This window comes from Halomonas sediminis, from assembly GCF_044871105.1.
In the GTDB taxonomy this organism is placed as follows: Bacteria; Pseudomonadota; Gammaproteobacteria; order Pseudomonadales; family Halomonadaceae; genus Vreelandella; species Vreelandella zhuhanensis.
This window is the reverse complement of sequence record NZ_CP085246.1, coordinates 2,094,234-2,116,734: the sequence shown is the minus strand read 5'-3', so window position 1 is coordinate 2,116,734 and position 22,501 is coordinate 2,094,234. Positions and strand designations below refer to the sequence as shown.

Sequence of the window (22,501 nt, the reverse complement as noted above, 5' to 3'; positions counted from 1 at the left end):
GAAATCATTTTACGGCTTTATCCCTTTCGCGACACCCTCTTCAGGGCGGCGAGGAGGTCAAGCGTTGTTCAGCGCGCTTCACCGTGAGGCTTTTTTCTGGGTACTGCATGGTTTTCCAGAGACGGATTTCCTCCAATGTTCGTCCGCAGCCGATACAAAGCTCTTTGCTAAGCTTACATACTGATATGCAAGGACTATCGATTGTCTTGGACATCATCAGAAGTCATAAAAAATGGATGTGAATAATGGCATAACTCACCTTAAAGGTGAAATTAGATGTCTTCATGCTCAGGTGAATTTTTTGGCCCTACATGATTGAATTTAGCGGATTGCACCGGGAAAAAGTCGAATCGCTTCTCATCGGCCATATGTCGTCTAGGATGATAAGAATCAGCCATCTTGCTGCTGGACATGCCGGGGTTCGACATGATGCAAAAAGCCGACAGTGCCAAGCACGGTTTCAATCTTGCTTCTTTCAGTGCGGGTGTATTCGATCTCGACGGTGTCGTGACGGATACCGCCAATGTGCACTGTGCAGCCTGGAAACAGCTTTTCGACGATTATCTGCGTAGCCGCGCGCAAGCGACGGGCGAGCGGTTCGAACCCTTTAATGCCGATGTGGATTACCCACGTTACGTTGATGGCAAACCTCGCTACCAGGGAGTAGAGAGTTTTCTGGCATCCCGCTCGATTACCCTGGCGTACGGCTCGCCTGATGATCCACCTGGATATGAGACGGTCTGTGAGTTGGGAAACCTCAAGGATCGACTGTTTGGTGAGCGTCTGAAAAAAGACGGGGTTGACGTCTTCGATTCCTCGGTAGCGCTTATCCAGCATCTGCGAGGTGCGGGGCTGAAGATAGCATTGGTTTCGTCGAGCAAGAACGCCGCGGCTGTGCTGGAAACCGCCGGTTTGAGCCAGCTGTTTGATGCTCGTGTGGATGGCAACGACATCGAGCGCAGGAAACTGAAGGGCAAACCCGACCCGGATATCTTTTTATTGGCAGCAAACTTGTTGGAGGTCTCGCCGAGCGGTGCCTTTGCGGTGGAGGATGCGTTATCCGGTGTCGAGGCGGCACGCGCCGCTGGTTACGCGCTGGTGGTGGGGGTGGACCGTGCCGATCAGGCTAATGCCTTGCTCGAACACGGTGCCGATATCGTGGTTGACGACCTTGGGGAGTTGATGCCGGATAGCGCATCCAGCGAATCGACATTGCCGAATGCGCTGGCCTGTTACGAGGAGATCGCTCACTACCTGGCCGATAAGCGTCTGGTCATTTTTCTCGATTACGACGGCACTCTGACACCGATTGTCGATCGACCTGAGCTTGCCGTGCTCAGCGATGACATGCGTGAAACGCTACGCAAAGTGGCTGAGCGCTTTACCGTGGCGATTGTCAGCGGGCGTGACCGTGCCGACGTCGAGCAGCTGGTAGCTCTCGATAACCTCGTTTATGCCGGAAGCCATGGTTTCGACATCGCCGGCCCCGGTGGACTGCACATGCAACAAGAACGTGCGGAGGAGTTCCTGCCTGCACTGGATCGTGCCGAAGCCGAATTGAAGCAAGAACTGAATGATATTGGGGGCGTAATCGTCGAGCGCAAGCGCTACGCGATTGCCGTGCACTACCGGCTCGTGGCGGAGGAGCATATTGAGGCTATCGAAGACGCCGTCGAGCATGCCGTCGAAGCGTCGGCATCAATGCTGCGCCGAACCGGTGGCAAGAAAATCTTCGAGTTGAGGCCAGCGCTATCCTGGGACAAGGGCAAGGCCCTAAGTTGGCTGCTTGATGCGCTGGTACACAGCGGGGAAGTTGAGCCGGGTCATAAAGATATTCTGCCGCTTTATTTCGGGGACGATGAAACGGACGAAGACGCTTTCAAGGTCTTGCGTGAAGGGCAGGGGCATGAACAGGGGCTTGGGTTGCTGGTAGCCGAGGCCCCCCAGTCAACCGAGGCTCACTATTGGCTTGAAGACCCCCAGGCGGTCGGGCGTTTTCTGCAGCGCCTTTGCAATGCCGATGGAGAACTGCCATGAGCGACTGGACACTCGATTATTCCGGCTTCGATGCCCACGAGGAAGGGCTTCGCGAAGCGCTATGTACCTTGGGGAACGGCTATTTTGCTACCCGAGGCGCGAATGAAGAGGCCGAAGCAGGTGATATTCATTATCCGGGTACCTACCTTGCTGGAGGCTATAATCGGCTAAAAACCCAGATTGCCGGACATGAGATCGAAAACGAGGATCTCGTCAACATGCCGAACTGGCTAAGCCTGACGTTCCGACCCGAGGGAGGTGAATGGTTCAATCTCATGGCGGTCGAAATTCTGGATTATGACCAGACGCTGGACATGAAAACCGGCGTTCTCCAACGCGATATGCGCTTTCGCGATCGTCAAGGCCGGGAAACCACCCTCGCTTCCCGGCGCCTCGTGCATATGCAAAATCCGCACCTCGCTGCCATCGAATGGCGCCTGAAGCCGGAGAACTGGTCGGGACGGGTTACCGTGCGCTCCGCACTCGACGGGCGCGTCATCAATGCCGGCGTGACGCGGTATCGTGAATTGGCAAGCACTCATTTGGCCCCTCTGAGCAGCGAACTGCTCGATGAGCACACCATCCGTCTGCTGGTCGAAACCAACCAGTCTCATCTGCGTGTGGCTCAGGCCGCACGGACTCAAGCGTACCTCGGTGAGCGCCAGGTGGATGCCGAGCGTGGGCTCGTGCAGGAGACCGGCTACATTGCGCAGGAGTTGAGCTTCGAGGCCAACCAGGGTCAGGAGATGCGCATTGAAAAGGTGATAGCCATGCATACGTCCCGGGACCGGGCTATCTCGGAACCGGGGCTTGCCGTGAGTCATTCGGTTGCCCAGGCAGGGCCGTTTGCCGAGCTGTTGGCAAGCCATGCCCAGAAATGGCAGCATCTTTGGTATCGCTGTGATTTAGTGCTCAAGGGTGGGGGGCGCTCCCAGAAAATCTTGCGGTTGCATATTTTTCATCTGCTGCAGACCGTCTCGCCCCACGTGGTTGACCTGGACGTCGGCGTGCCGGCACGCGGTCTGCATGGTGAGGCTTACCGTGGCCACATCTTCTGGGATGAGTTGTTTATCTTTCCGTTTCTCAACTTTCGCATACCCGAGATTACGCGTGCCTTGCTGCGTTACCGTTATCGTCGCTTGGGAGAAGCCCGCCGCCTGGCGCGAGAAGCGGGATATCGCGGCGCCATGTATCCCTGGCAAAGCGGCAGTAGTGGACGTGAAGAAAGTCAGATGCTGCATCTCAACCCTAAGTCGGGGCGTTGGATTGCGGATCATAGTCATCTGCAACGCCACGTGAACGCCGCCATCGCCTTCAATGTATGGCGCTATTATGAAGTAACCGAGGACTACGAGTTTCTCTCCTATTATGGGGCTGAGTTGCTGGTGGAAATTGCACGTTTCTGGGCCAGTTGCACTAGCTGGAATGCCCGCCGCAAGCGCTACGATATCTGTGGCGTGATGGGACCAGACGAATTTCATGACCGTTATCCTTGGGCAGACGAACCCGGGTTGGATAACAATGCCTATACCAATCTGATGGTGGCTTGGGTGCTGCGACGGGCTGACGATGCCTTGGGGCGAGTCGGTGCTGAACGCCGTCAGGAGCTGTGTGCAACATTGGCAGTGACCGACCAGGAAATTGCGACATGGGAGGCAATCAGCCACAAGCTCTTCGTCCCGTTTCACGAGGGTGTCATCAGCCAGTTCGAGGGCTATGAGCGCCTCGAAGAGTTCGATTGGAAAAAGTATCAAAGCCAGTACGGGGACATCCATCGCCTGGATCGGCTTCTTGAGGCTGAGGGAGATACGGCCAATCGCTACAAGGCGTCCAAGCAGGCCGATGCCCTGATGCTGTTTTATCTTTTTTCCGCTGATGAACTCAGCGATCTTTTCCAGCAACTGGGCTACACCTTCACCCAGGAGCTGATTCCGCGCACCATTGACTATTATCAGCAGCGTACTTCGCACGGTTCTACCTTAAGCCGCATCGTTGAATCCTGGGTGCTGGCCCGTTCGGACCGGCCAAGATCTCTGACATTGCTCAGTGAAGCACTCGAAAGCGACATCGCCGATGCGCAGGGCGGAACGACGCAGGAGGGCATTCATCTGGGCGCCATGGCCGGTACCGTCGATCTGGTTCAGCGTGGTGAGACGGGGCTAGAGGTTCGTGACGGTCTGTTGCGGTTCGACCCCTGCCTGCCCGACCCGTTACCGGGCCTGCACCTGCGCTTGCGTTACCATGGCCGCTGGATAGAAGTCACCATGAAAGGTAACAGGATGACGCTTAGCGTCTCGGAGGGAGGCGCGAAAGCCGTGCGTATCGCCGTGCGGGACAAGATTCATTCTTTCGAGGCTGGCCAAAGCCTCGAATTTCACTGTCAGCCAGGCGGTACTGATTGGCAAATCATGGATCAGAGCGAATCGGCGGATTCAAACTGAGCTAACCGCATGCTTGGCTTTTAAACCTGCATTTCTGCCAAGAGAATGCCGATAAGGTCTTTTGCTGGTAACTCCCTGGCCAAGGGTGCGCCTTGGCCAGCCCAATGGGCTGCAAACTCACGGTGACCCTTGGTCATTGCTGCGGCGTTAAGCGATTTTGCTGCGTCATAGGGGATAGGGTAGTCCGGCAATATGACGCCACCGCACTGGGCGACGTCGGTATGCATTCGGTTAACGATGCCGCGCGCCGGCCTACCCGAGATGACGGAGGTAATTTGCGTGTCATGTGCCCGAGGGCTTTTCAATTCTTCGCGATAGGTGCTGTTTGCCGAGGACTCGGGGCATAGAATAAACGCCGTTCCCATTTGAACGGCCGAGGCGCCCAACGTCAGGGCAGCGTTGATGGACGCCCCATCCATGATCCCACCGGCAGCAATGATCGGAAGCGAGACATGTGACGCCAACAGGCGGGTGAGAGGCAAGGCGCCCATTTCTTTATCACTGAGCGCAGAGAACGTACCGCGATGGCCGCCCGCTTCCACGCCTTGCGCCACGATCGCGTCGATACCCGCCGCTTCAGCCTGCCGGGCTTCTTCAAGCGTGGTAGCGCAGCTTAACAATACGATGCCCTGCGCTTTCAGTGCATCGATAAACCTTTTGGAAGGTAGCCCGAAGTGAAAGCTGACAATGGGCGGCATTTCCTCAAGCAGCATATCAAGCATTTCTTCGTTGCCGATAAACGTCTGATATATTTCGCTGATTGCCGCAGGCGGCTGCGCCTGCATCTCGCTAAAGAACGGCGATAAATGTGTCAGCCATGCCTCTTCGGTGGCCTTGTCGATTTTCGCTGGCTGATGGCAAAACAGGTTCACGTTAAAGGGCTGGGTTGTGAGCTTTTGGGTGTTTTTTAGCATCTCACGCGCGCTATCAATGGAGCTCGCACCTAGTCCTATAGAGCCTAACGCTCCTGCATTGGAAACGGCGGCGGCCAGTTCAGGAGTGGAAACCCCGGCCATGGGTGCCTGCACGATAGGATGCTCGATCCCAAGTTTCTGCAGGAAATGTTTGTCAGCCATATCTACTTTTCCTTTGTGTTTGCCGACGTGCCGCCAGGCCATGGTGACCCTCTTTGCCTGGTTAGGGTATCCTTAGAGTTCTTAAATCGATTGTTGGCCGATGATGGCTTTTCTCGCCGAGCATGCTGCGAGTGGCCGGGTTTTTTTCTTATTCAGGTTTGGTGGCAAAACAACATGGTGCTGAAAACTTCGACTCGTATCAATAAATACATCAGCGAAAGCGGCCTGTGTTCCAGGCGTGAGGCCGATCGTTTTGTTGAGCAGGGCAACGTTTACATCAATGGAAAACGTGCCACCACGGGTGACCAGGTTTTTTCAGGCGACCTGGTTAAAGTAAATGGCCAAACCATCGAGCCGCAGGAAGAAGACGACTTGATTCTCATCGCGCTGAACAAGCCGGTGGGCATCGTCAGCACCACGGAGCCGAGCGAAAAGGACAATATCGTCGATTTTGTTAAACACGGCGCGCGTATCTTTCCCATCGGCCGCCTGGACAAGGATTCCCAAGGGCTTATTTTTCTGACGAACAATGGGGACCTGGTCAACAAGATCCTTCGCGCCAATAACAGCCACGAAAAGGAATATCAGGTAACGGTCAACAAACCGATTACCGACGAGTTCATTGCGGGCATGAGTGGTGGGGTGCCTATCCTGGGGAAAGTTACCAAGAAATGCCCGGTGGTCAAGCAATCGGCTAACGTCTTCACGATTACGCTGGTGCAAGGCTTAAACCGCCAGATTCGCCGAATGTGCGAATATTTTGGTTATGAGGTCACTCAGCTTATTCGCTACCGGATCATGAACGTTTCGCTAAAGGGACTGGCGTTGGGCGATTGGCGTGATTTAACCCAGCGTGAAGTGGAAACAATTATCGCCTTGACGGAACAGTCAACTTCCCAAGCAGACATACAAGCCAGCCCCTCAGGAGGTAAAGCCTCGGAGAAAAAAGCGCCCGCCAACAAAAGGTCCGCTTCCAAAGCCCAGCCCGGTTCAAAACCCAAAGCTGGTTCAAAGTCTAAACCGGGCTCTAAGCCCAAGCCCGGCGCGAAATTCAAATCCGGTGGTGCCAAACCAAAAACTGGCGCAACACCAAAATCTGCAGCCAACTCCAAGCCTGCATCGAAAGCAAAACCTAAATCCAGTGGCAAGCCGGGGGCCAAGCCTCAAGCCGTTCGGGGAAAAAAGTCGGGGCCGTCCGGCACTGGGCCGAAAACCCGAGGCAATACGCGCCGCGCCAAACCCAACAAATAAACTTAGCTGCTTTCTTTAAAGCGATAAATGCTTTCAAAACGGCAAATGCACTGAGGCGGTCAGCTGGTTGAGATGGCTCAGGTTAGAGGCGTCGATACGTTCGTATTCCAGACGGCTGACCAGCCGATCGATCGTCATTGTGGCGCCAAACCCCTCAATGTTGGCAGTGCCGCCTTTATCATGCAGCTTGCGCGCATTATTTGATTCGCCGCGCCATTCTGTCAGGCCGGATTTGGCATAAACACTGAATGCCCCCATGCGAATCCCCGCCACCAGAGCGCCGCCTAAACTGAGTGTATCGATCAGCATGCTGCTGGAGCCGGCATCGATAGGCACTTCATCGCTTGCGCGATAAGCCAGTTCGGCGCCGAGATCCAGACGGGGTGACTGCCAAGGACTAAAGCCTGCCGTGACACGAAACCCAGAAGTATAGGTGTCTTGGCTGCTCAAGTTACTGCCTTCGATGATCACACCATTATCGAGCTGTAGCAGCTCACTATCCGGTGCACTGTACGCTGGAATAATGCTCTCATCGGCATGGCTATAAAGAAACGGGGTAAAGCTTAAAAGCGTTGCCCAAGCCAAGCGTTTCATGGCTATCCTCTCTTCATCCTGATGCGGATGGGGAAAATAGTAATCCACTCAGACTAGCAACTCGCTTTGATTTCCACCACCTGGATCGCTTCATCGGCCAGATTTTTTACCAGATTCTTGCCCATTTCCATAAAGCGTTGGCCGAAAATCAACTGGGGCGATAGCGCCGGGGCGGGCTTGGTTTGGCTATCATGTTGAGTGGAAAGAGTTTCCTTTTCGCGCTGTCGCTGACGCCAGGCCAAGGCATCGGCACTCCAATCTTCTACATGATCCAGATGAAATCCCGCCTTGCGCATTTTTTCCAGCAACATCGCGGTAGGCATCAAACAGGAATGCTGAGGATCGCTGGCCCAAGGCACCGGGTAGCGCAGTGACACTACATTCGGCCCGCTGACCACCTCATGCATGACCACGACGCCACCGGGACGCAGTACGCGGCGGCATTCCGCAAGCACCTTGGTGGTATCCGGCATGTTGAGAAAACTGTGCTGAAACAGCACTGCATCAAAGCTGGAAGAGATAAAAGGCAGCGCCATGGCGTTGCCGGTAATTGCATGAAGCTGATGTTCCAGCCCTAGCTGGCGGGATAAGCCCTGGTTGAGGCGGTTGAAGGCGTGGGTGATATCCAGCCCGACCAGCGTAAAGCCTTGCTGGGCGGCCTGGCGCATCAAACCGCCGACACCCGCGCCAACATCCAGCACTCGGGGGTGAGTGTCGGTATTCAGCAGGTTCAGCAGTCGTTGGGAAGCCTTGAGCCCACCGATATGCAGTTGGTCCAGTGGCGCCAACTGATAATACGACGCCCCTGCAGGGTAGTGCTCGGCCACCCGGTCGAGCACATCTTCCACGCTGAGATATTGCTGATAGTGATTAACAAGGCTCACTTTTCTAGACCAAGCTCTTCGATAGAAATTTCGCGCATCTTGAATTTCTGGATCTTGCCGGTAACCGTCATCGGGAATTCATCGACAAACTTGAAATAGCGCGGAATCTTGAAGTGAGTGATCTTGCCCTTGCAGAAGGCGCGAAGGTCTTCCGCGGTGACATCTTCCGAGGTGCTGTTCAGCTTGACCCAGGCAATCAACTCTTCGCCGTATTTCTTGTCAGGCACGCCGGTGACCTGAACATCCGAGATGGCCGGGTGAGTATAGAGAAACTCTTCGATTTCCTTGGGATAGACGTTTTCGCCGCCGCGAATCACCATGTCCTTGATCCGCCCGACGATCTGCAAATAGCCCTCTTCATCCATGGTGGCGAGGTCGCCGCTATGCATCCAGCCGGCTTCATCAATGGCTTCGGCCGTGGCCTTGTCATTGTTCCAGTACTTGAGCATCACGCTATAGCCACGCGTGCACAGTTCACCGATTTCACCGCGCGGCAGAATCCCGCCATTGCCGGGATCGACGATCTTGCTTTCCAGGTGTGGCTGAGTGCGGCCTACGGTGGAAACGCGCTTTTCGATGCTGTCGTCGGCACCGGTCTGGGTGGAAACCGGGCTGGTTTCGGTCATGCCGTAGGCGATCTGTACGCCTTTCATGTGCATCTTTTCAATCACTTGCTGCATCACGGCGCTGGGGCAGATGGAGCCCGCCATAATCCCAGTGCGCAGCGTGGAAAGATCGAAACTGGCGAAATCCGGGTGTTCGAGCTCGGCAATGAACATCGTGGGTACGCCGTAGAGCGCCGTGGCGCGTTGTTCGTGTACAGCCTTGAGCACGTCGGCGGGATCAAAACCTTCGCCGGGGTAGATCATCGTCGCCCCGTGGGTCATGCAACCCAGGTTGCCCATCACCATGCCGAAACAATGGTAAAGCGGCACCGGAATCACCAGGCGGTCTTCACTGGTGAAGCCCATGCTTTCCGCGACGAAGAAGCCGTTGTTGAGAATATTATGATGGGAAAGCGTGGCGCCCTTGGGAAAGCCGGTGGTGCCGGAGGTGTACTGGATGTTGATCGCATCATCGAACTGCAGCGTGGCTTGCAGGTCGTCGACGTCCGTCTGGCTGATAGCGTCTGATTCCGCCATGAAGTCCGCCCAGCGCCACATGCCGTCATGCTTGTCGTTGCTCAGGTTAATCACGCACTCAAGGTAGGGCAGTTTCTGGGATTTCAAATGGCCTTCGGCTGACGCTTTAAGCTCCGGCGCCAGTTGATACACCATCTCGCCGTAATTGGAGCTTTTGAAGGTGTTGGCGGTGATCAGAAAGCGCGCTTCGGACTGATTCAGGGCGTATTCCAGCTCATGGGTGCGATAGGCTGGGTTGATGTTGACCAGGATCGCGCCCAATTTGGCGGTGGCGAATTGAGTCAGCGTCCACTCGCTGCAGTTGGGGGCCCAGATAGCCACGCGATCGCCAGGCTTGACACCCACCGCGAGCAGGGCGCGGGCGCAGCGGTTGACTTCTTCCTGTAGCTGGCGGTAGCTCCAGTGAATGCCCTGATGCAGGACGATCAGCGCATCGTTGTCCGGATAAAGTGCCGCAATTTCATCGAATTTGTCACCGATGGTCATGCCGATCAACGGCTTGGAGGCGGTGCTGCTGGTGTAGCTGGGAAGCACCGGCATTTGGGGGTTGTTCATGAGCGTTTCTCCGAAGATTGTTGTTGTCCGAACGGCCTGGCATCGCAATCAGTGCTATAGAGGCGGCTGCATCAAGCACCGACACAGCCCTTTGCCAATGCCACCTTGGAACTGGGTTTGCGACCTAGCTCAGCGGTTATCCAATAGCCGGTATCGATCACCGCCTGGAGATCGATCCCGGTCTTGATGCCGAGCCCTTCCAGTAAATAAAGCACATCTTCGCTGGCCACATTGCCCGACGCACCCTTGGCGTAGGGACAACCCCCCAGGCCGGCGGTGGCGCTGTCGATCACCTGAATGCCTTCTTCCATGACGGCATAAAGGTTGGCCAGTGCCTGGCCGTAGGTGTCGTGGAAATGCGCGGCAAGCTGAGTGACGGGTATCTCACGGCTGACCGCCTCGACCATGCGCTTGGCCGCCAGCGGCGTGCCGGTGCCGATGGTGTCGCCCAGCGAGATTTCATAGCAGCCCATGTCATACAGCGCCTTGGATACTTCGGTGACCTTGGCGGGGGCAATCTCGCCTTCGTAAGGGCAGCCCAGCACACAGGAAACATAGCCGCGCACCCGCACATTGGCCTCACGGGCGCGCTCCAGTACCGGCTCGAAACGCTTGAGGGATTCCGCCACGGAGCAGTTGATGTTCTTTTGCGAAAAAGCCTCCGAGGCCGCGCCGAACACTGCTACTTCCTCCACGCCGGCGGCAATGGCGCCTTCCAGACCGCGCAAGTTGGGGGTCAGCGTCGAATAGACCACGCCGGGCTGGCGAGTGATACCCGCCATGACCTCGGCGGCATCGCCCATTTGCGGCACCCATTTGGGCGAGACAAAGCTCGCTGCTTCGATATGGGTCATGCCGGCCGCTGCCAGGCGATGAATGAATTCGATCTTGGTCGCGGTGGCAATGATCGGGCCGGGTTCGTTTTGCAGGCCATCCCGGGGGCCGACCTCGAACAGGCGCACGGAGGAAGGAAGTGGCATGTCGCTCTCCTGATCAGTTGGCATCGTCGGCGGCGAATTCCAGCAACACATCGCCCTGGCTCACCGTATCCCCGGACTGGAAGTGGAAGCTTTCCACATGGCCGTCGGCGGGGGCGGTCATGGTGTGCTCCATCTTCATGGCTTCCATGACCATCAGCGGCATGCCTTTTTCCACCCGCACACCTGGGTCGACCAGCAGCGCCACCACGGTACCGTGCATGGGCGCGGTCAGAGTGGTTTCGGCTTCATGGTGACCATGGTCAATGGCATCGATACGCCGCCAGAACAGGCGTGTCTCACCGGCGGGGTCGGCCATTACCACCACATTGCCGTCCCGGCGTGCCTGCAGGCGACGACGATGCCCGTTCAGGGTCATGGCCACGGCATCGCCGTTAAGGGGCGTCAGGTAGGCGGTGAGCGTTTCATCGCCAATGGTCAGATTCCAGGGGTTATCGCCGTTTTCACGCGTGCCTTCGACAATCACCACGGCGGCGGAGTCGTCGCTGTCCTGGGCATGCGCCGGGTCGCACAGGGCGATGCGAATGGTATAGGGGGCGTTGAGGCGGAAACCGTCGTGCCTGTCCCAGGGAGAGTCGCTCTCGCATTCCCGTGCCAGTTGATTCAAACCCACCAGGGCGGCGCTGGCGTACTCTTCGGTGGAGTAGTTGCGTGGCGCGAACAGGGTCGCTTCGTTGCGCTCGATGAAACGGGTATCCAGCTCGACGTTGCGAAACCCCGGATGGGTGGCCAAGCGTTGCAGGAAGGCGCGGTTGGTGACCACACCCTGTACATCCAAGGCGGCCAGGGCACGGTTGAGCGTGGCCAGGGCCTGATGGCGGTCATCGCCGTGAACGATCAGCTTGGCGAGCATCGGGTCGTAGTGCATCGACACCACGTCACCGGATTCCACACCGCTGTCCAGGCGAACGCGGGCGGGGTCCAGACCCGCACCTTCCAGGTCCATGGCGAAGCGGTTGAGTTTGCCGGTGGCAGGCAAAAAATCCTGCTCCGGGTCTTCGGCGTAAAGGCGTGCCTCGAAGCTGTGGCCGGTAATGGTCAGCGCGTCTTGGGTGCAGGGCAGGGTTTCCCCCATGGCCACGCGCAGCTGCCACTCGACCAGATCCTGGCCGGTGATCATTTCGGTGACCGGATGCTCGACCTGAAGACGGGTGTTCATCTCCATGAAGAAGAAGGAGCCATCTGCATCGAGTAGAAATTCCACGGTACCCGCGCCGACGTAACCGATTTCCTTGGCGGCGCGCACGGCAGCGTCACCCATTTCGCGGCGAAGCGGCGCGGTCATGCCCGGCGCCGGGGCTTCTTCGAGTACCTTCTGGTGACGGCGCTGCACGCTGCAGTCGCGCTCGAACAGGTAGACACCGTTGCCGTGGCTGTCACAGAACACCTGGACTTCGACGTGACGCGGCTGGGTCAGGTATTTCTCGATCAGCATGCGCTGGTCGCCGAAGGCCGCCTGGGATTCCCGGCGACAGCCATCGAGTGCCGCCTGGAAATTCACCCCGGATTCAACCACCCGCATGCCTTTGCCGCCGCCACCGGCGCTGGCCTTGAGCAGCACCGGGTAGCCGATCTTGTCGGCCTCGATACGCAGCAGGGCGTCGTCTTGGTCAGCGCCGTGATAGCCGGGCACCAGCGGCACGCCGGCATCCGCCATGCGTGCCTTGGCGGCAGATTTGTCGCCCATGGCGGCAATCGCCGAGGCGGGCGGGCCGACGAACACAATTCCCGCCTGATCCAGCGCTTCGACAAAGGCGCCGTTTTCGGAGAGAAAACCGTAGCCGGGGTGAATGGCGCCAGCACCGGTGCGCTTGGCGGCTTCGATTACCGCCTCGACCTTGAGATAGCTTTCGCGAGCCGCCGCCGGGCCGATGCGTACGGCTTCATCGGCTTCACGCACATGACGGGCGTTGGCATCGGCGTCGGAATATACCGCCACGGTTTTCAGGCCCATGGCGCGGGCGGTACGCATCACGCGACAGGCGATTTCGCCGCGGTTAGCGACCAGCAAAGTATCGAATATCATGAGCGGCGCTCCGTAGCGGAAGAAGAGTCTTTATCGGAAGAATCTTGAGCGGAAGACTGTTTGTCGGAAGGGCTTGGCGAAGGAACCCAGGCGGGGCGGCGTTTTTCCAGAAAGCTGGCCAAGCCTTCCTGACCTTCGGGGCTGACACGCAGCTTGCTGATCACGTCGCAGGTATGGGCGCGAGTGGCGTCGCTATCCGGTTCGCGGGCCACCGCCGCCAATAATGCCTTGGTAGCTCGGCTGGCTTGAGGAGATGTACCCAGTAGCGTATTCAGCATGTCGCTGACCGCCGCGTCGAGATCGTCGGGCCCGACGACCAGATGAACCAGATCCAGCACCAGCGCCGTGGATGAGTCGATGACTTCGGCGGTGAGGGCGTAACGGCGTACCTGACGTTCGCCCAACGCCCGTAACACATAAGGACTGATCACCGCCGGCGACAGGCCGATGCGGACTTCGGAAAGACAGAACTTGGCTTTTTCCGAGGCAATGACGATATCGCAGCAGGCGGCCAGGCCAACCGCGCCGCCGAAAGCGGCGCCTTGCACCCGGCAGATGCTGGGGCAGGGCAGGGTGTCCAGGCCGTGCATCAAGGCCGCGAGCTTGTGCGAATCAGCAAGATTGGCGTCAAGGTCGTAATCGACCATGCGCTTCATCCAGTTGAGATCGGCACCCGCCGAGAAACTCTTGCCTTTCGAACCCAGCACCACCACCCGTACGTCGCCGCGATGGGCGGCGTCATGCAGGTGGGTCAGGTGGGCATTGAGTTCGGCGATCAGGCTGTCGTCGAAGGCGTTATGTACTTCGGGGCGGTCCAGCGTCAGCCAGGCCACGCCGCGGTCGTCGATTACCAGCTGTGAGTAGTGGGGGGAATCCGTCATATTGACCTCACATCCGGAACACGCCGAAGCGTGTCTCTTGTACGTCAGCATTCATTGCCGCAGCCAGGGAGAGGCCGAGCACATCGCGGGTCTGGGCGGGGTCGATCACGCCGTCGTCCCACAGGCGGGCACTGGCATAATAAGGATGGCCCTGATGCTCGTACTGCTCGCGGGTTGGCTTCTTGAACGCTTCTTCCTCGTCCTGGGTCCATTCGCGGCCTTCGCGCTCGTACTGGTCGCGCTTGACCTGAGCCAGAACGCCTGCGGCCTGTTCGCCACCCATCACCGAGATGCGTGCATTGGGCCACATGAACAGCAGATTGGGATCATAGGCACGCCCGCACATGCCGTAGTTGCCGGCACCGAAGCTGCCGCCGATCAGCACGGTGTACTTGGGCACCTTGGCACAGGCCACGGCGGTGACCAGCTTGGCGCCGTGCTTGGCGATACCCTCGTGCTCGTACTTCGAGCCCACCATGAAGCCGGTGATGTTCTGCAGGAAGATCAGCGGAATCTTGCGTTGGGCGCAGAGTTCGATGAAATGCGCACCCTTGACCGCGGATTCGGAAAACAGCACGCCGTTGTTGGCAACGATGCCCACCGGATAGCCATGAATATGCGCGAAACCGGTGACCAGGGTGTCGCCGTAATAGCGCTTGAATTCGTCGAAGTCGGAGTCGTCCACGATGCGCCCGATGACTTCGCGGACGTCATAGGGTTTCTTCAGGTCGGTACCGACGATGCCGTAGAGCTCGGCGGGGTCCAGCCGGGGTGGTTTGGGTTCCTTCATCGCCAGCTTGCCGCGTTTTTGCCAGTTCAGGCGTGACACACAAGCGCGGGCCAGCTGCAGGGCATGGGCGTCGTTTTCGGCGTAATGGTCGGCCACGCCGCTTTTCTTGGCGTGAACGTCGGCGCCACCCAGGTTCTCGGCGCTGATCGACTCACCGGTGGCGGCCTTGACCAGGGGCGGGCCGCCCAGAAAGATGGTGCCCTGTTCCTTGACGATGATCGACTCGTCGGCCATCGCGGGAACGTAAGCGCCCCCGGCGGTGCAGGAGCCCATCACCACCGCGATCTGAGGAATGCCTTCGGCGGAGAGCGTGGCCTGGTTGTAAAAGATGCGCCCGAAATGGTCGCGGTCGGGAAACACATCATCCTGGCTTGGCAGGTGAGCACCGCCGGAATCCACCAGATAAATACACGGCAGGCGATGCTTGCGGGCGATTTCCTGAGCGCGGAGGTGCTTTTTCACCGTCATTGGAAAATAGGTGCCGCCCTTGACGGTGGCGTCGTTGGCGACGATGACGCATTCCACGCCGGAAACGCGGCCGATGCCGGTCACCACACCGGCGGAGGGCACCGGCGCATCGTAAATCTCATGGGCCGCCAGTGCCGAGAACTCCAGGAAAGGCGACCCTTCGTCGATCAGATGATCGATACGGTCGCGGACGAACAGCTTGCCACGCGACTCGTGTCGGGTACGGGCCTTTTCGCCGCCGCCCTGGCGAATCGCCGCGGTGAGGTCGCGCAACTTGACGACCTCCCTGAACATGCTGGCCTGGTTGGCCTGAAAGACGTCGCTGCGCGAGTTGATCTGGGATTGCAGAATGCTCATGGTGCCGCCCTTACTTGGATTCGTTGAACAGTTCGCGGCCGATCAGCATGCGGCGAATCTCGCTGGTGCCGGCGCCGATCTCGTACAGCTTGGCATCGCGCAACAGGCGTCCGGTGGGGTATTCATTGATGTAGCCGTTGCCGCCGAGCAGCTGGATGGCATCCAGTGCCACCTGAGTGGCCTTTTCGGCGCAGTACAGAATGACCCCGGCGGCATCCTTGCGCGAGGTCTGGCCGCGGTCGCAGGCGCCGGCTACCGCATAGAGATAGGCCCGACAGGCGTTCATGGTGGTGTACATGTCGGCCACCTTGCCCTGAACCAACTGGAACTCACCGATCGATTGATCGAACTGCTTACGCTCATGAATATAGGGCAGCACGATATCCATGGCCGCCTGCATGATCCCGATAGGGCCTGCCGCCAGCACGGTGCGTTCGTAATCCAGGCCGCTCATCAGTACGCGAACGCCTTTATTGACTTCCCCCAAAACGTTTTCCGCGGGTACTTCGCAATCCTGGAACACCAGCTCGCAGGTATTGGAGCCGCGCATGCCCAGCTTGTCGAGTTTCTGGGCAGTGGAGAATCCCTTGAAGTCCTTTTCGATGATGAAAGCGGTAATCCCTTTGGAGCCTGCGTCCGGATCGGTCTTGGCATACACCACCAGCACATCGGCGTCTGGGCCGTTGGTGATCCACATCTTGTTGCCGTTGAGAATGTAACGGTCGCCTTCCTTGCGTGCGCGTAGTTTCATCGACACCACATCGGACCCCGCACCCGGCTCGGACATGGCCAGGGCGCCCACGTGGTCTCCGCTGATCAGCTTGGGCAGGTACTTGGCTTTCTGTTCCGCGTTGCCGTTGATCTTGAGCTGATTGACACAAAGGTTGGAGTGGGCGCCATAGGAAAGCCCGACCGAGGCGCTGGCACGGGAAATTTCTTCCATGGCGATACTATGGGCAAGGTAGCCCATGCCGCTGCCGCCATCTTCATCCGAGACGGTGATCCCCAGCAGACCCATATCGCCGAACTTCTTCCACAGATCGTTGGGGAATTCATTTTTCTCGTCGATCTCGGCTGCTCTAGGAGCGATTTCGCTGGCGGCAAAAGCGTTGACCTGCTCGCGCAGCATGTTGAGTTCATCGTCGAGGCCGAAGTTGAGTTCTGCGTAATGGGTAAACATGATCAATCACCGTTATGGAGTGTGGAAAAAGGGTCAGTGCACCGTGGCGGAGCGAGAGGATGCCTTGCTGTGCTTGCGGGTCACGTCGGAGGCCTCACCCTCGGGCTTGTCATTGGCTTCGGCGTTGGGTTCGGACTTGATGTCATCGCTGGAGGGGTCATCGTCCTGTTTCTGGAGAAGCTCCTCGAGCGCTTGCCGACAGCGAATTTCGGCGCTTTCCAGCTCTAGCTGGACAATGGCGATATCTTTCATTTGTTGTTCCAGGGCAGCGCGCCGTTCAGCTATCTTGCTAAGCATAAGATGCAGCTGTTTTTCGCTGCCACTACGCGTTTCATCCCAAAGCTCGAACAGCTCGCGGATTTCCGCAAGGGAGAGCCCTAGCCGTTTACCGCGCAGGGTGAGCTTCAAACGCACCCGATCCTTGCTGCTGTAGACGCGCGTTTGGCCACGCCTGGCAGGATGCAAAAGCTCCTGATCTTCATAGAAACGAATGCTGCGAGTGGTGAGGTCGAACTCGCTGGCAAGCTCACTGATGGAATAGGTTTTGCTCATTGCGGAAACTCTCTCAGAGGAGTGCCTCTTATGAAACAGTGTCACTGAGGCTAAAACAAGTTCACGTTAACGTAAAGTGCTAACTATTCATTTTCATTTTGCGTTGAATAGCGTTAAGTCTTTGAATTTTAAATATACAGCTGCCTTTTGGAGTGGATATGATCGTGCATCTATACCAAAGTTGTAATTGTAATACCCCCTTGTAGGTTGCTAGTTTGCTCTCACACCTTACGTTCAGGTAAGGACTGGATGCCGGCAAGACAAGAGAAGGCCCAGCCGGTAAAAAAGTCAGCACAAGAACAACTAGAGGCTTGTTTATTTCATGAGTGCAGACTACGTTCTCGAAACCCGAGGGCTGACCAAAGAGTTTCGTGGCTTTACCGCCGTGGACGACGTCAATCTTCAGGTACAAGAAGGCCATATTCATGCATTGATTGGTCCCAACGGTGCCGGCAAGACCACCGTTTTCAATCTGCTGACAAAATTCCTTCCTCCCACCCGCGGTGAAATTCTCTATCGGGGTAAACCCATTACGGGAATGAAGTCCAACGAAATTGCCCGACTGGGCCTGGTGCGCTCCTTCCAGATTTCCGCCGTATTTGCGCATATGACCGCTCTGGAAAATGTTCGTGTGGCCTTGCAGCGCAAGCTGGGGACCTCGTTTCATTTCTGGAAGTCGGAAAAAACCCTCGATCATCTTAACGAACGTGCCATGGAGCTGCTCGAAGAGGTCGGCCTGCGGGAATATGCCGATATCCTCACCGTCGAGATGCCTTATGGGCGCAAGCGCGCACTGGAAGTGGCGACCACGCTAGCGCTTGACCCCACCATGATGCTGCTCGATGAACCGACCCAAGGCATGGGGGCGGAAGATGTCGATCGTATCGTCGAGTTGATCCGGCGTGTTTCCAAGGGGCGCACCGTGCTGATGGTGGAGCATAACCTGAGTGTTGTGAGCCGGTTGTGTGACTGCATCACGGTACTCGCCCGTGGATCCGTTCTGGCGGAAGGGGATTACGACAGCGTATCGCGCAATCCGCTGGTCAAGGAGGCTTACATGGGAAGTGAAGCGGCGGAAGAAGAAGGGGCGCAAGCATGATCGAGACAGCCGAACAAGTTCAGGAAACACCCGAAGCCTCTCAGTCGGAAATGCTGCGGGTTCAAGATTTGCACGCCTTCTATGGCGAGTCTCATATCCTTCATGGAGTGAGCTTCAACGTCAAACGTGGGGAACTGGTGACCCTGCTGGGGCGCAACGGCGCCGGGCGTAGCACCACCTTGAAGTCCATCATGAACATGGTGGGGCGCCGCACGGGTTCCATCGTGATCAACGGCGAAGAAGTGCTGGGCATGAAGGCCCACCACATTCCGCGTCTGGGCGTAGGTTATTGTCCGGAAGAGCGTGGCATCTTTGCGAGCCTGGATGTCGAGGAAAACCTGTTGCTTCCCCCAACCGTGCGCTCGGGTGGCATGGGGTTGGATGAAATCTACGCGATGTTTCCCAACCTTTATGAACGTCGGCGTAGTCCGGGCACGCGACTTTCCGGTGGGGAGCAGCAGATGTTGGCCATGGCGAGAATTCTGCGTACCGGCGCACGAATGCTGCTCCTGGATGAAATTACCGAAGGGCTAGCACCGGTTATTGTGCAAAAACTTGGCGAAGTCCTTATGCAGCTTAAAGAACGTGGGATGACTATTGTGCTGGTGGAGCAGAACTTCCGTTTTGCCGCTCCCTTGGCCGACCGTCACTTTGTGATGGATCACGGTCAGATCGTAGAGGAAATCAGTGCGGCGCAACTTCCGTCACGTCGCGAACATCTCAATTCCATGCTGGGGGTATAACGATTCATTCAACGACTAATGATTGATCCGAGAAGGCCCACAACAATTCACAACAACCAGAACTAACGACTCAGGCCGACACCTTACGTCGTAGCACAAAAACAATGCCCTTCAGGGCGCGGAGACAAACATGACCTTTATCAAAAAAGCACTTACTACCAGCATTGCCCTCGCCACGGCCTCCGCCATGGCGGCCACGGCTCAGGCAAACATGAGCGACAGTGAGGTACGTATCGGTTACCTGGCGGATATGTCAGGTACCTATCGTGACCTGGCCGGCCCCGGTGGCCTGACTGCCATGGAAATGGCCATCGAAGACTTTGGTGGCACCGTCAACGGTGCACCGATCATGGTCCTGAGTGCCGATGACCGCAATAGCGCCGATGTGGGTGCCAATACCGTTCGCGGATGGATTGACCAGGACAACGTCGACATGGTCGGTGGCTTGGTAGCCTCCTCGGTGACCATCGCGGTGACCAATGTAATCGAGGAAAATGATGGTTTGGCGTTAGTCTCGGGCTCGGCGGCCTCCAGTATCACCAACGAGCATTGCACACCGAACCATATTCACTGGGTTTATGACACCTATCCATTAGCCAACGGTACCGCCAAGGCCGTCGTCGAGCAGGGTGGCGACACCTGGTTCATGCTCACCGCCGATTATGCATTCGGTCATGCGCTGGAAGCCGATGTCACCAAGGTGGTCGAAGAGAATGGCGGTGAAATCGTCGGTGGCGTGCGCCATCCTTTCCCCACTAACGACTTCTCCTCCTACATTCTCCAGGCGCAGAGCTCGGGTGCCGATATCATCGGGCTGGCCAACGCCGGGTCGGATACGGTGAACGCGATCACCACTGCCAGCCAGTTTGGTGTCACCCAGTCAGGCCAGCAGCTCGCCGGTCTTCTGATCTTCCTCAACGACGTTCACGCCATGGGGCTGGAAGCCACCCAGAACCTGCTGCTGACCACCGGTTGGTACTGGGATATGGACGAGCAGTCGCGTGAATGGGCCGAACGTTATTACGAGCGCATGGAGCGTATGCCGACCATGGTGCAGGCAGGTGTTTACTCCAGCACGATGCATTACCTGAAGGCGATCGAGGAAGCGGGTACCGATGATCCTGAAACGGTACGTGCCCAGATGGCGGAAATGCCGATCGAGGATTTCTTCGCGCGTAACGGTAGAATTCGTGAAGATGGCCGCATGGTTCACGACATGTACCTGGCCCAGGTGAAAACTCCGGAAGAGTCCACCGGTGAGTGGGACCTGTATGAAATTCTCAGCACCATTCCCGCGGAAGAAGCTTACCGTCCGCTGTCCGAAAGCAATTGCGACCTGGTGCAGAACTGATTGTGTAGAGCTGGTTTTGAAGAACTGGTTTTGAAGAGCTAGACCAGGCGTTTGCATAAGCATGCATAAGCAGAACAGGGTGGCGGCATTGGCCGCCACCCGCTTGACGGCGAGGAGATCCACGTCATGATGATGATATTCGGGGTGCCGTTAGCTGCATTCACGGGCCAGCTGATGCTGGGCCTTATCAACGGCGCCTTCTATGCACTGTTGAGCCTGGGGCTGGCGGTCATTTTCGGCCTGCTGAAGATCGTCAACTTCGCTCACGGCGCCATGTATATGCTCGGGGCGTTCGCCACCCTGCTAGGCATGCAGTATCTGGGCATCAACTATTGGGTTTCACTGATCCTGGTACCTTTGGTAGTGGGCGGCTTCGGGATGCTGATCGAGCGCTTTATCCTGCGCCGCATTTCCCATCTAGACCATCTTTACGGGTTGCTGTTGACCTTTGGTCTAGCACTGATTTTCGAGGGAACGCTGGTCAATTTTTTCGGTGTTTCCGGTTTGCGTTATCCGACCCCGGAACTGCTCCAGGGCGGTTATAACTTGGGCTTCATGTTCTTGCCGATTTATCGTGGCTGGGTATTGTTGGCCGCTTTGGTGGTGTGTTTGGGTACTTGGTTCATCATCGAGCGGACACGCTTGGGCGCCTACCTGCGTGCCGGTACGGAGAACTCGGCCTTGATGCAGGCCTTCGGGGTCAACGTGCCCTTGTTGATTACCTTGACCTATGGGTTCGGGGTCGCCCTGGCGGCGTTTGCCGGGGTATTGGCCGCCCCCTTGTATCCGGTTTCACCTACCATGGGGTCCAGCTTGTTGATCGTGGTGTTTGCCGTGGTGGTCATCGGTGGAATGGGGTCCATTCTCGGCTCGATCATTACCGGTTTGTCCATGGGGCTGATTGAAGGGTTGACCAAGGTGTATTACCCGGAAGCGGCGAATACCGTGATATTCCTGGTGATGATACTGGTACTGATGTTGCGTCCCGCGGGACTATTCGGCAAAGAGGCATGACAATGGCGACCACAGAAACCGCACGCATTCCCTCGGCTGCCATGGAACGGCAGCGCAGGGCCAACATGCGCCGCAATATGTTCTATCTGGCATTGATCATTATCGGGCTGGTGGCGCCGTTTCTTGCCTACCCCGTCTTCCTGATGAAGATTCTATGCTTTGCCCTGTTTGCCTGCTCCTTTAACTTGTTGCTGGGCTATGCCGGGTTGTTATCCTTCGGGCATGCCGCTTTTCTGGCGACCGGCGGCTATGTGACCGGGTATCTGCTTTCAAGCTACCCCGGCATTACCCCTGAAGTGGGCATACTTATCGGCACCTTGGCGGGCGTTGCCCTGGGTGCTGTTTTCGGGTTGCTTGCGATTCGTCGGCAAGGCATCTACTTCGCCATGGTCACCTTGGCCCTGGCTCAGTTGATGTTCTTTTTCTTCATCCAGGCGCCCTTTACCGGTGGGGAAGACGGCTTGCACGGGGTTGCGCGCGGCCACCTCCTGGGCTTTATCAGCCTGAGTGACAACCTGAGCATGTACTATTTCGTGTTTGCTGTTTTCTTGATCGGCTTTGCGATCATTCAGCGTACCGTGCATTCCCCTTTTGGGCAGGTACTCAAGGCGATTCGTGAAAACGAGCCACGTGCGGTATCCCTGGGGTATAACGTCGATGCCTACAAGCTGCTGGCCTTTGTTATTTCCGCAGGCCTGGCGGGGCTGGCCGGCTCCACGAAAACGCTGGTCTTCCAGCTTGCCTCCCTCACCGATGCCCATTGGCACATGTCCGGCGAGGTGATCCTGATGACGCTGCTGGGCGGTGTGGGAACGCTGCTGGGGCCGATCATGGGGGCGGGTATCGTGGTCAGTCTGCAGCATCTTCTGGCGCAGTCGCCGCTGGGTAATTGGGTGAGCGTTATACTGGGCCTGCTGTTCGTTGTCTGTGTACTGAGCTTTCGTAGCGGCATCGTGGGTGAGCTTGCCAAAAGCTATCGCAAGAACTTCAAGTAAACCAGACATCAGTCCGTTGGTTGGGCGCCGTAGGGCGCCCTTTTTTATGGAAGCGTTTATTTTTCCA

At 57.3% G+C, this 22,501-nt stretch carries 19 protein-coding genes; 8 read left to right on the top strand and 11 right to left on the bottom strand.

What is annotated here, in order from left to right:
• Positions 1-40: 40 nt before the first annotated feature.
• The gene (locus LG290_RS10105; RefSeq protein ID WP_499837080.1) at positions 41-214 is read right to left on the bottom strand and encodes a DUF1289 domain-containing protein; all 174 of its coding nucleotides are present in this window, start codon (positions 212-214) and stop codon (positions 41-43) included.
• 212 nt (positions 215-426) lie between these two features.
• Here LG290_RS10105 and otsB point away from each other — a divergent pair, with 212 nt between their 5' ends.
• On the top strand, positions 427-2,037 hold the full coding sequence (otsB, locus tag LG290_RS10100) for a trehalose-phosphatase (protein WP_499834725.1): 1,611 nt from the start codon (positions 427-429) through the stop codon (positions 2,035-2,037).
• Positions 2,034-4,478 carry a glycoside hydrolase family 65 protein gene (locus LG290_RS10095; RefSeq protein ID WP_499834724.1) on the top strand — a complete coding sequence of 815 codons (2,445 nt, stop codon included), beginning with the start codon at positions 2,034-2,036 and terminating at the stop codon, positions 4,476-4,478. The genes otsB and LG290_RS10095 overlap by 4 nt, the downstream gene beginning before the upstream one ends.
• 20 nt (positions 4,479-4,498) lie before the next feature.
• Here the strand turns inward: LG290_RS10095 and LG290_RS10090 are convergent, their stop codons facing one another.
• A complete protein-coding gene (locus LG290_RS10090; RefSeq protein WP_499834723.1) occupies positions 4,499-5,596 on the bottom strand; it encodes an NAD(P)H-dependent flavin oxidoreductase in 1,098 nt (365 codons plus the stop codon).
• A gap of 132 nt (positions 5,597-5,728) precedes the next feature.
• On the opposite strand from LG290_RS10090, the gene rluF reads away from it, so the two are divergent.
• Positions 5,729-6,805, top strand: coding sequence for a 23S rRNA pseudouridine(2604) synthase RluF (gene rluF / locus LG290_RS10085; RefSeq protein WP_499837079.1), 1,077 nt, complete (start codon positions 5,729-5,731; stop codon positions 6,803-6,805).
• Positions 6,806-6,838: 33 nt separating this feature from the next.
• On the opposite strand, the gene LG290_RS10080 is transcribed toward rluF, so the two are convergent.
• The 9 genes from LG290_RS10080 to LG290_RS10040 form a co-directional block, all read right to left on the bottom strand.
• The gene (locus LG290_RS10080; RefSeq protein WP_499834722.1) at positions 6,839-7,399 is read right to left on the bottom strand and encodes a putative outer membrane beta-barrel protein; all 561 of its coding nucleotides are present in this window, start codon (positions 7,397-7,399) and stop codon (positions 6,839-6,841) included.
• 53 nt (positions 7,400-7,452) lie between these two features.
• Positions 7,453-8,283 (bottom strand): class I SAM-dependent methyltransferase, encoded by an 831-nt coding sequence (locus tag LG290_RS10075; protein WP_499834721.1) that lies wholly within the window; start codon positions 8,281-8,283, stop codon positions 7,453-7,455.
• Complete coding sequence (locus LG290_RS10070; RefSeq protein WP_499834720.1) at positions 8,280-9,980, bottom strand: AMP-binding protein; 1,701 nt, start codon at positions 9,978-9,980, stop codon at positions 8,280-8,282. The genes LG290_RS10075 and LG290_RS10070 overlap by 4 nt, the downstream gene beginning before the upstream one ends.
• A 71-nt stretch (positions 9,981-10,051) precedes the next feature.
• Positions 10,052-10,960, bottom strand: a complete 909-nt coding sequence (locus LG290_RS10065) for a hydroxymethylglutaryl-CoA lyase (RefSeq protein WP_499834719.1) — start codon at positions 10,958-10,960, stop codon at positions 10,052-10,054.
• A 13-nt stretch (positions 10,961-10,973) separates the two neighbouring features.
• The gene (locus LG290_RS10060; RefSeq protein ID WP_499834718.1) at positions 10,974-13,004 is read right to left on the bottom strand and encodes an acetyl/propionyl/methylcrotonyl-CoA carboxylase subunit alpha; all 2,031 of its coding nucleotides are present in this window, start codon (positions 13,002-13,004) and stop codon (positions 10,974-10,976) included.
• Positions 13,001-13,885 carry an enoyl-CoA hydratase-related protein gene (locus LG290_RS10055; RefSeq protein WP_499834717.1) on the bottom strand — a complete coding sequence of 295 codons (885 nt, stop codon included), beginning with the start codon at positions 13,883-13,885 and terminating at the stop codon, positions 13,001-13,003. Before LG290_RS10055 ends, LG290_RS10060 begins: the two co-directional genes overlap by 4 nt.
• Before the next feature lie 7 nt (positions 13,886-13,892).
• Positions 13,893-15,500, bottom strand: coding sequence for a carboxyl transferase domain-containing protein (locus LG290_RS10050; protein WP_499834716.1), 1,608 nt, complete (start codon positions 15,498-15,500; stop codon positions 13,893-13,895).
• A 10-nt stretch (positions 15,501-15,510) separates the two neighbouring features.
• Positions 15,511-16,680 carry an isovaleryl-CoA dehydrogenase gene (locus LG290_RS10045; RefSeq protein WP_499834715.1) on the bottom strand — a complete coding sequence of 390 codons (1,170 nt, stop codon included), beginning with the start codon at positions 16,678-16,680 and terminating at the stop codon, positions 15,511-15,513.
• A gap of 33 nt (positions 16,681-16,713) precedes the next feature.
• Positions 16,714-17,232 (bottom strand): MerR family transcriptional regulator, encoded by a 519-nt coding sequence (locus tag LG290_RS10040; RefSeq protein WP_499834713.1) that lies wholly within the window; start codon positions 17,230-17,232, stop codon positions 16,714-16,716.
• Between the two features lie 322 nt (positions 17,233-17,554).
• On the opposite strand from LG290_RS10040, the gene LG290_RS10035 reads away from it, so the two are divergent.
• The 5 genes from LG290_RS10035 (at position 17,555) to LG290_RS10015 (ending at position 22,434) form a co-directional block, all read left to right on the top strand.
• On the top strand, positions 17,555-18,331 hold the full coding sequence (locus tag LG290_RS10035; RefSeq protein ID WP_499834711.1) for an ABC transporter ATP-binding protein: 777 nt from the start codon (positions 17,555-17,557) through the stop codon (positions 18,329-18,331).
• The gene (locus tag LG290_RS10030) at positions 18,328-19,074 is read left to right on the top strand and encodes an ABC transporter ATP-binding protein (RefSeq protein ID WP_202114861.1); all 747 of its coding nucleotides are present in this window, start codon (positions 18,328-18,330) and stop codon (positions 19,072-19,074) included. Before LG290_RS10035 ends, LG290_RS10030 begins: the two co-directional genes overlap by 4 nt.
• A 130-nt stretch (positions 19,075-19,204) precedes the next feature.
• Complete coding sequence (locus LG290_RS10025; protein ID WP_499834710.1) at positions 19,205-20,425, top strand: ABC transporter substrate-binding protein; 1,221 nt, start codon at positions 19,205-19,207, stop codon at positions 20,423-20,425.
• 126 nt (positions 20,426-20,551) lie between these two features.
• Positions 20,552-21,439, top strand: coding sequence for a branched-chain amino acid ABC transporter permease (locus LG290_RS10020; protein ID WP_499834709.1), 888 nt, complete (start codon positions 20,552-20,554; stop codon positions 21,437-21,439).
• Positions 21,440-21,441: 2 nt separating this feature from the next.
• A complete protein-coding gene (locus LG290_RS10015) occupies positions 21,442-22,434 on the top strand; it encodes a branched-chain amino acid ABC transporter permease (RefSeq protein WP_499834708.1) in 993 nt (330 codons plus the stop codon).
• Positions 22,435-22,501: the final 67 nt, after the last annotated feature.

What these genes read in the sequence shown, in the direction of transcription:
- LG290_RS10090 (WP_499834723.1), bottom strand. Translation starts at nt 5,596, where the DNA reads ATGGCCTGGCGGCACGTCGGCAAACACAAAGGAAAAGTAGATATGGCT.
- LG290_RS10070 (WP_499834720.1), bottom strand. Translation starts at nt 9,980, where the DNA reads ATGAACAACCCCCAAATGCCGGTGCTTCCCAGCTACACCAGCAGCACC.
- LG290_RS10025 (WP_499834710.1), top strand. Translation starts at nt 19,205, where the DNA reads ATGACCTTTATCAAAAAAGCACTTACTACCAGCATTGCCCTCGCCACG.
- LG290_RS10060 (WP_499834718.1), bottom strand. Translation starts at nt 13,004, where the DNA reads ATGATATTCGATACTTTGCTGGTCGCTAACCGCGGCGAAATCGCCTGT.
- LG290_RS10030 (WP_202114861.1), top strand. Translation starts at nt 18,328, where the DNA reads ATGATCGAGACAGCCGAACAAGTTCAGGAAACACCCGAAGCCTCTCAG.
- LG290_RS10055 (WP_499834717.1), bottom strand. Translation starts at nt 13,885, where the DNA reads ATGACGGATTCCCCCCACTACTCACAGCTGGTAATCGACGACCGCGGC.
- LG290_RS10065 (WP_499834719.1), bottom strand. Translation starts at nt 10,960, where the DNA reads ATGCCACTTCCTTCCTCCGTGCGCCTGTTCGAGGTCGGCCCCCGGGAT.
- otsB (WP_499834725.1), top strand. Translation starts at nt 427, where the DNA reads ATGATGCAAAAAGCCGACAGTGCCAAGCACGGTTTCAATCTTGCTTCT.
- rluF (WP_499837079.1), top strand. Translation starts at nt 5,729, where the DNA reads ATGGTGCTGAAAACTTCGACTCGTATCAATAAATACATCAGCGAAAGC.
- LG290_RS10045 (WP_499834715.1), bottom strand. Translation starts at nt 16,680, where the DNA reads ATGTTTACCCATTACGCAGAACTCAACTTCGGCCTCGACGATGAACTC.
- LG290_RS10040 (WP_499834713.1), bottom strand. Translation starts at nt 17,232, where the DNA reads ATGAGCAAAACCTATTCCATCAGTGAGCTTGCCAGCGAGTTCGACCTC.
- LG290_RS10095 (WP_499834724.1), top strand. Translation starts at nt 2,034, where the DNA reads ATGAGCGACTGGACACTCGATTATTCCGGCTTCGATGCCCACGAGGAA.
- LG290_RS10050 (WP_499834716.1), bottom strand. Translation starts at nt 15,500, where the DNA reads ATGAGCATTCTGCAATCCCAGATCAACTCGCGCAGCGACGTCTTTCAG.
- LG290_RS10015 (WP_499834708.1), top strand. Translation starts at nt 21,442, where the DNA reads ATGGCGACCACAGAAACCGCACGCATTCCCTCGGCTGCCATGGAACGG.
- LG290_RS10020 (WP_499834709.1), top strand. Translation starts at nt 20,552, where the DNA reads ATGATGATGATATTCGGGGTGCCGTTAGCTGCATTCACGGGCCAGCTG.
- LG290_RS10105 (WP_499837080.1), bottom strand. Translation starts at nt 214, where the DNA reads ATGTCCAAGACAATCGATAGTCCTTGCATATCAGTATGTAAGCTTAGC.
- LG290_RS10080 (WP_499834722.1), bottom strand. Translation starts at nt 7,399, where the DNA reads ATGAAACGCTTGGCTTGGGCAACGCTTTTAAGCTTTACCCCGTTTCTT.
- LG290_RS10035 (WP_499834711.1), top strand. Translation starts at nt 17,555, where the DNA reads ATGAGTGCAGACTACGTTCTCGAAACCCGAGGGCTGACCAAAGAGTTT.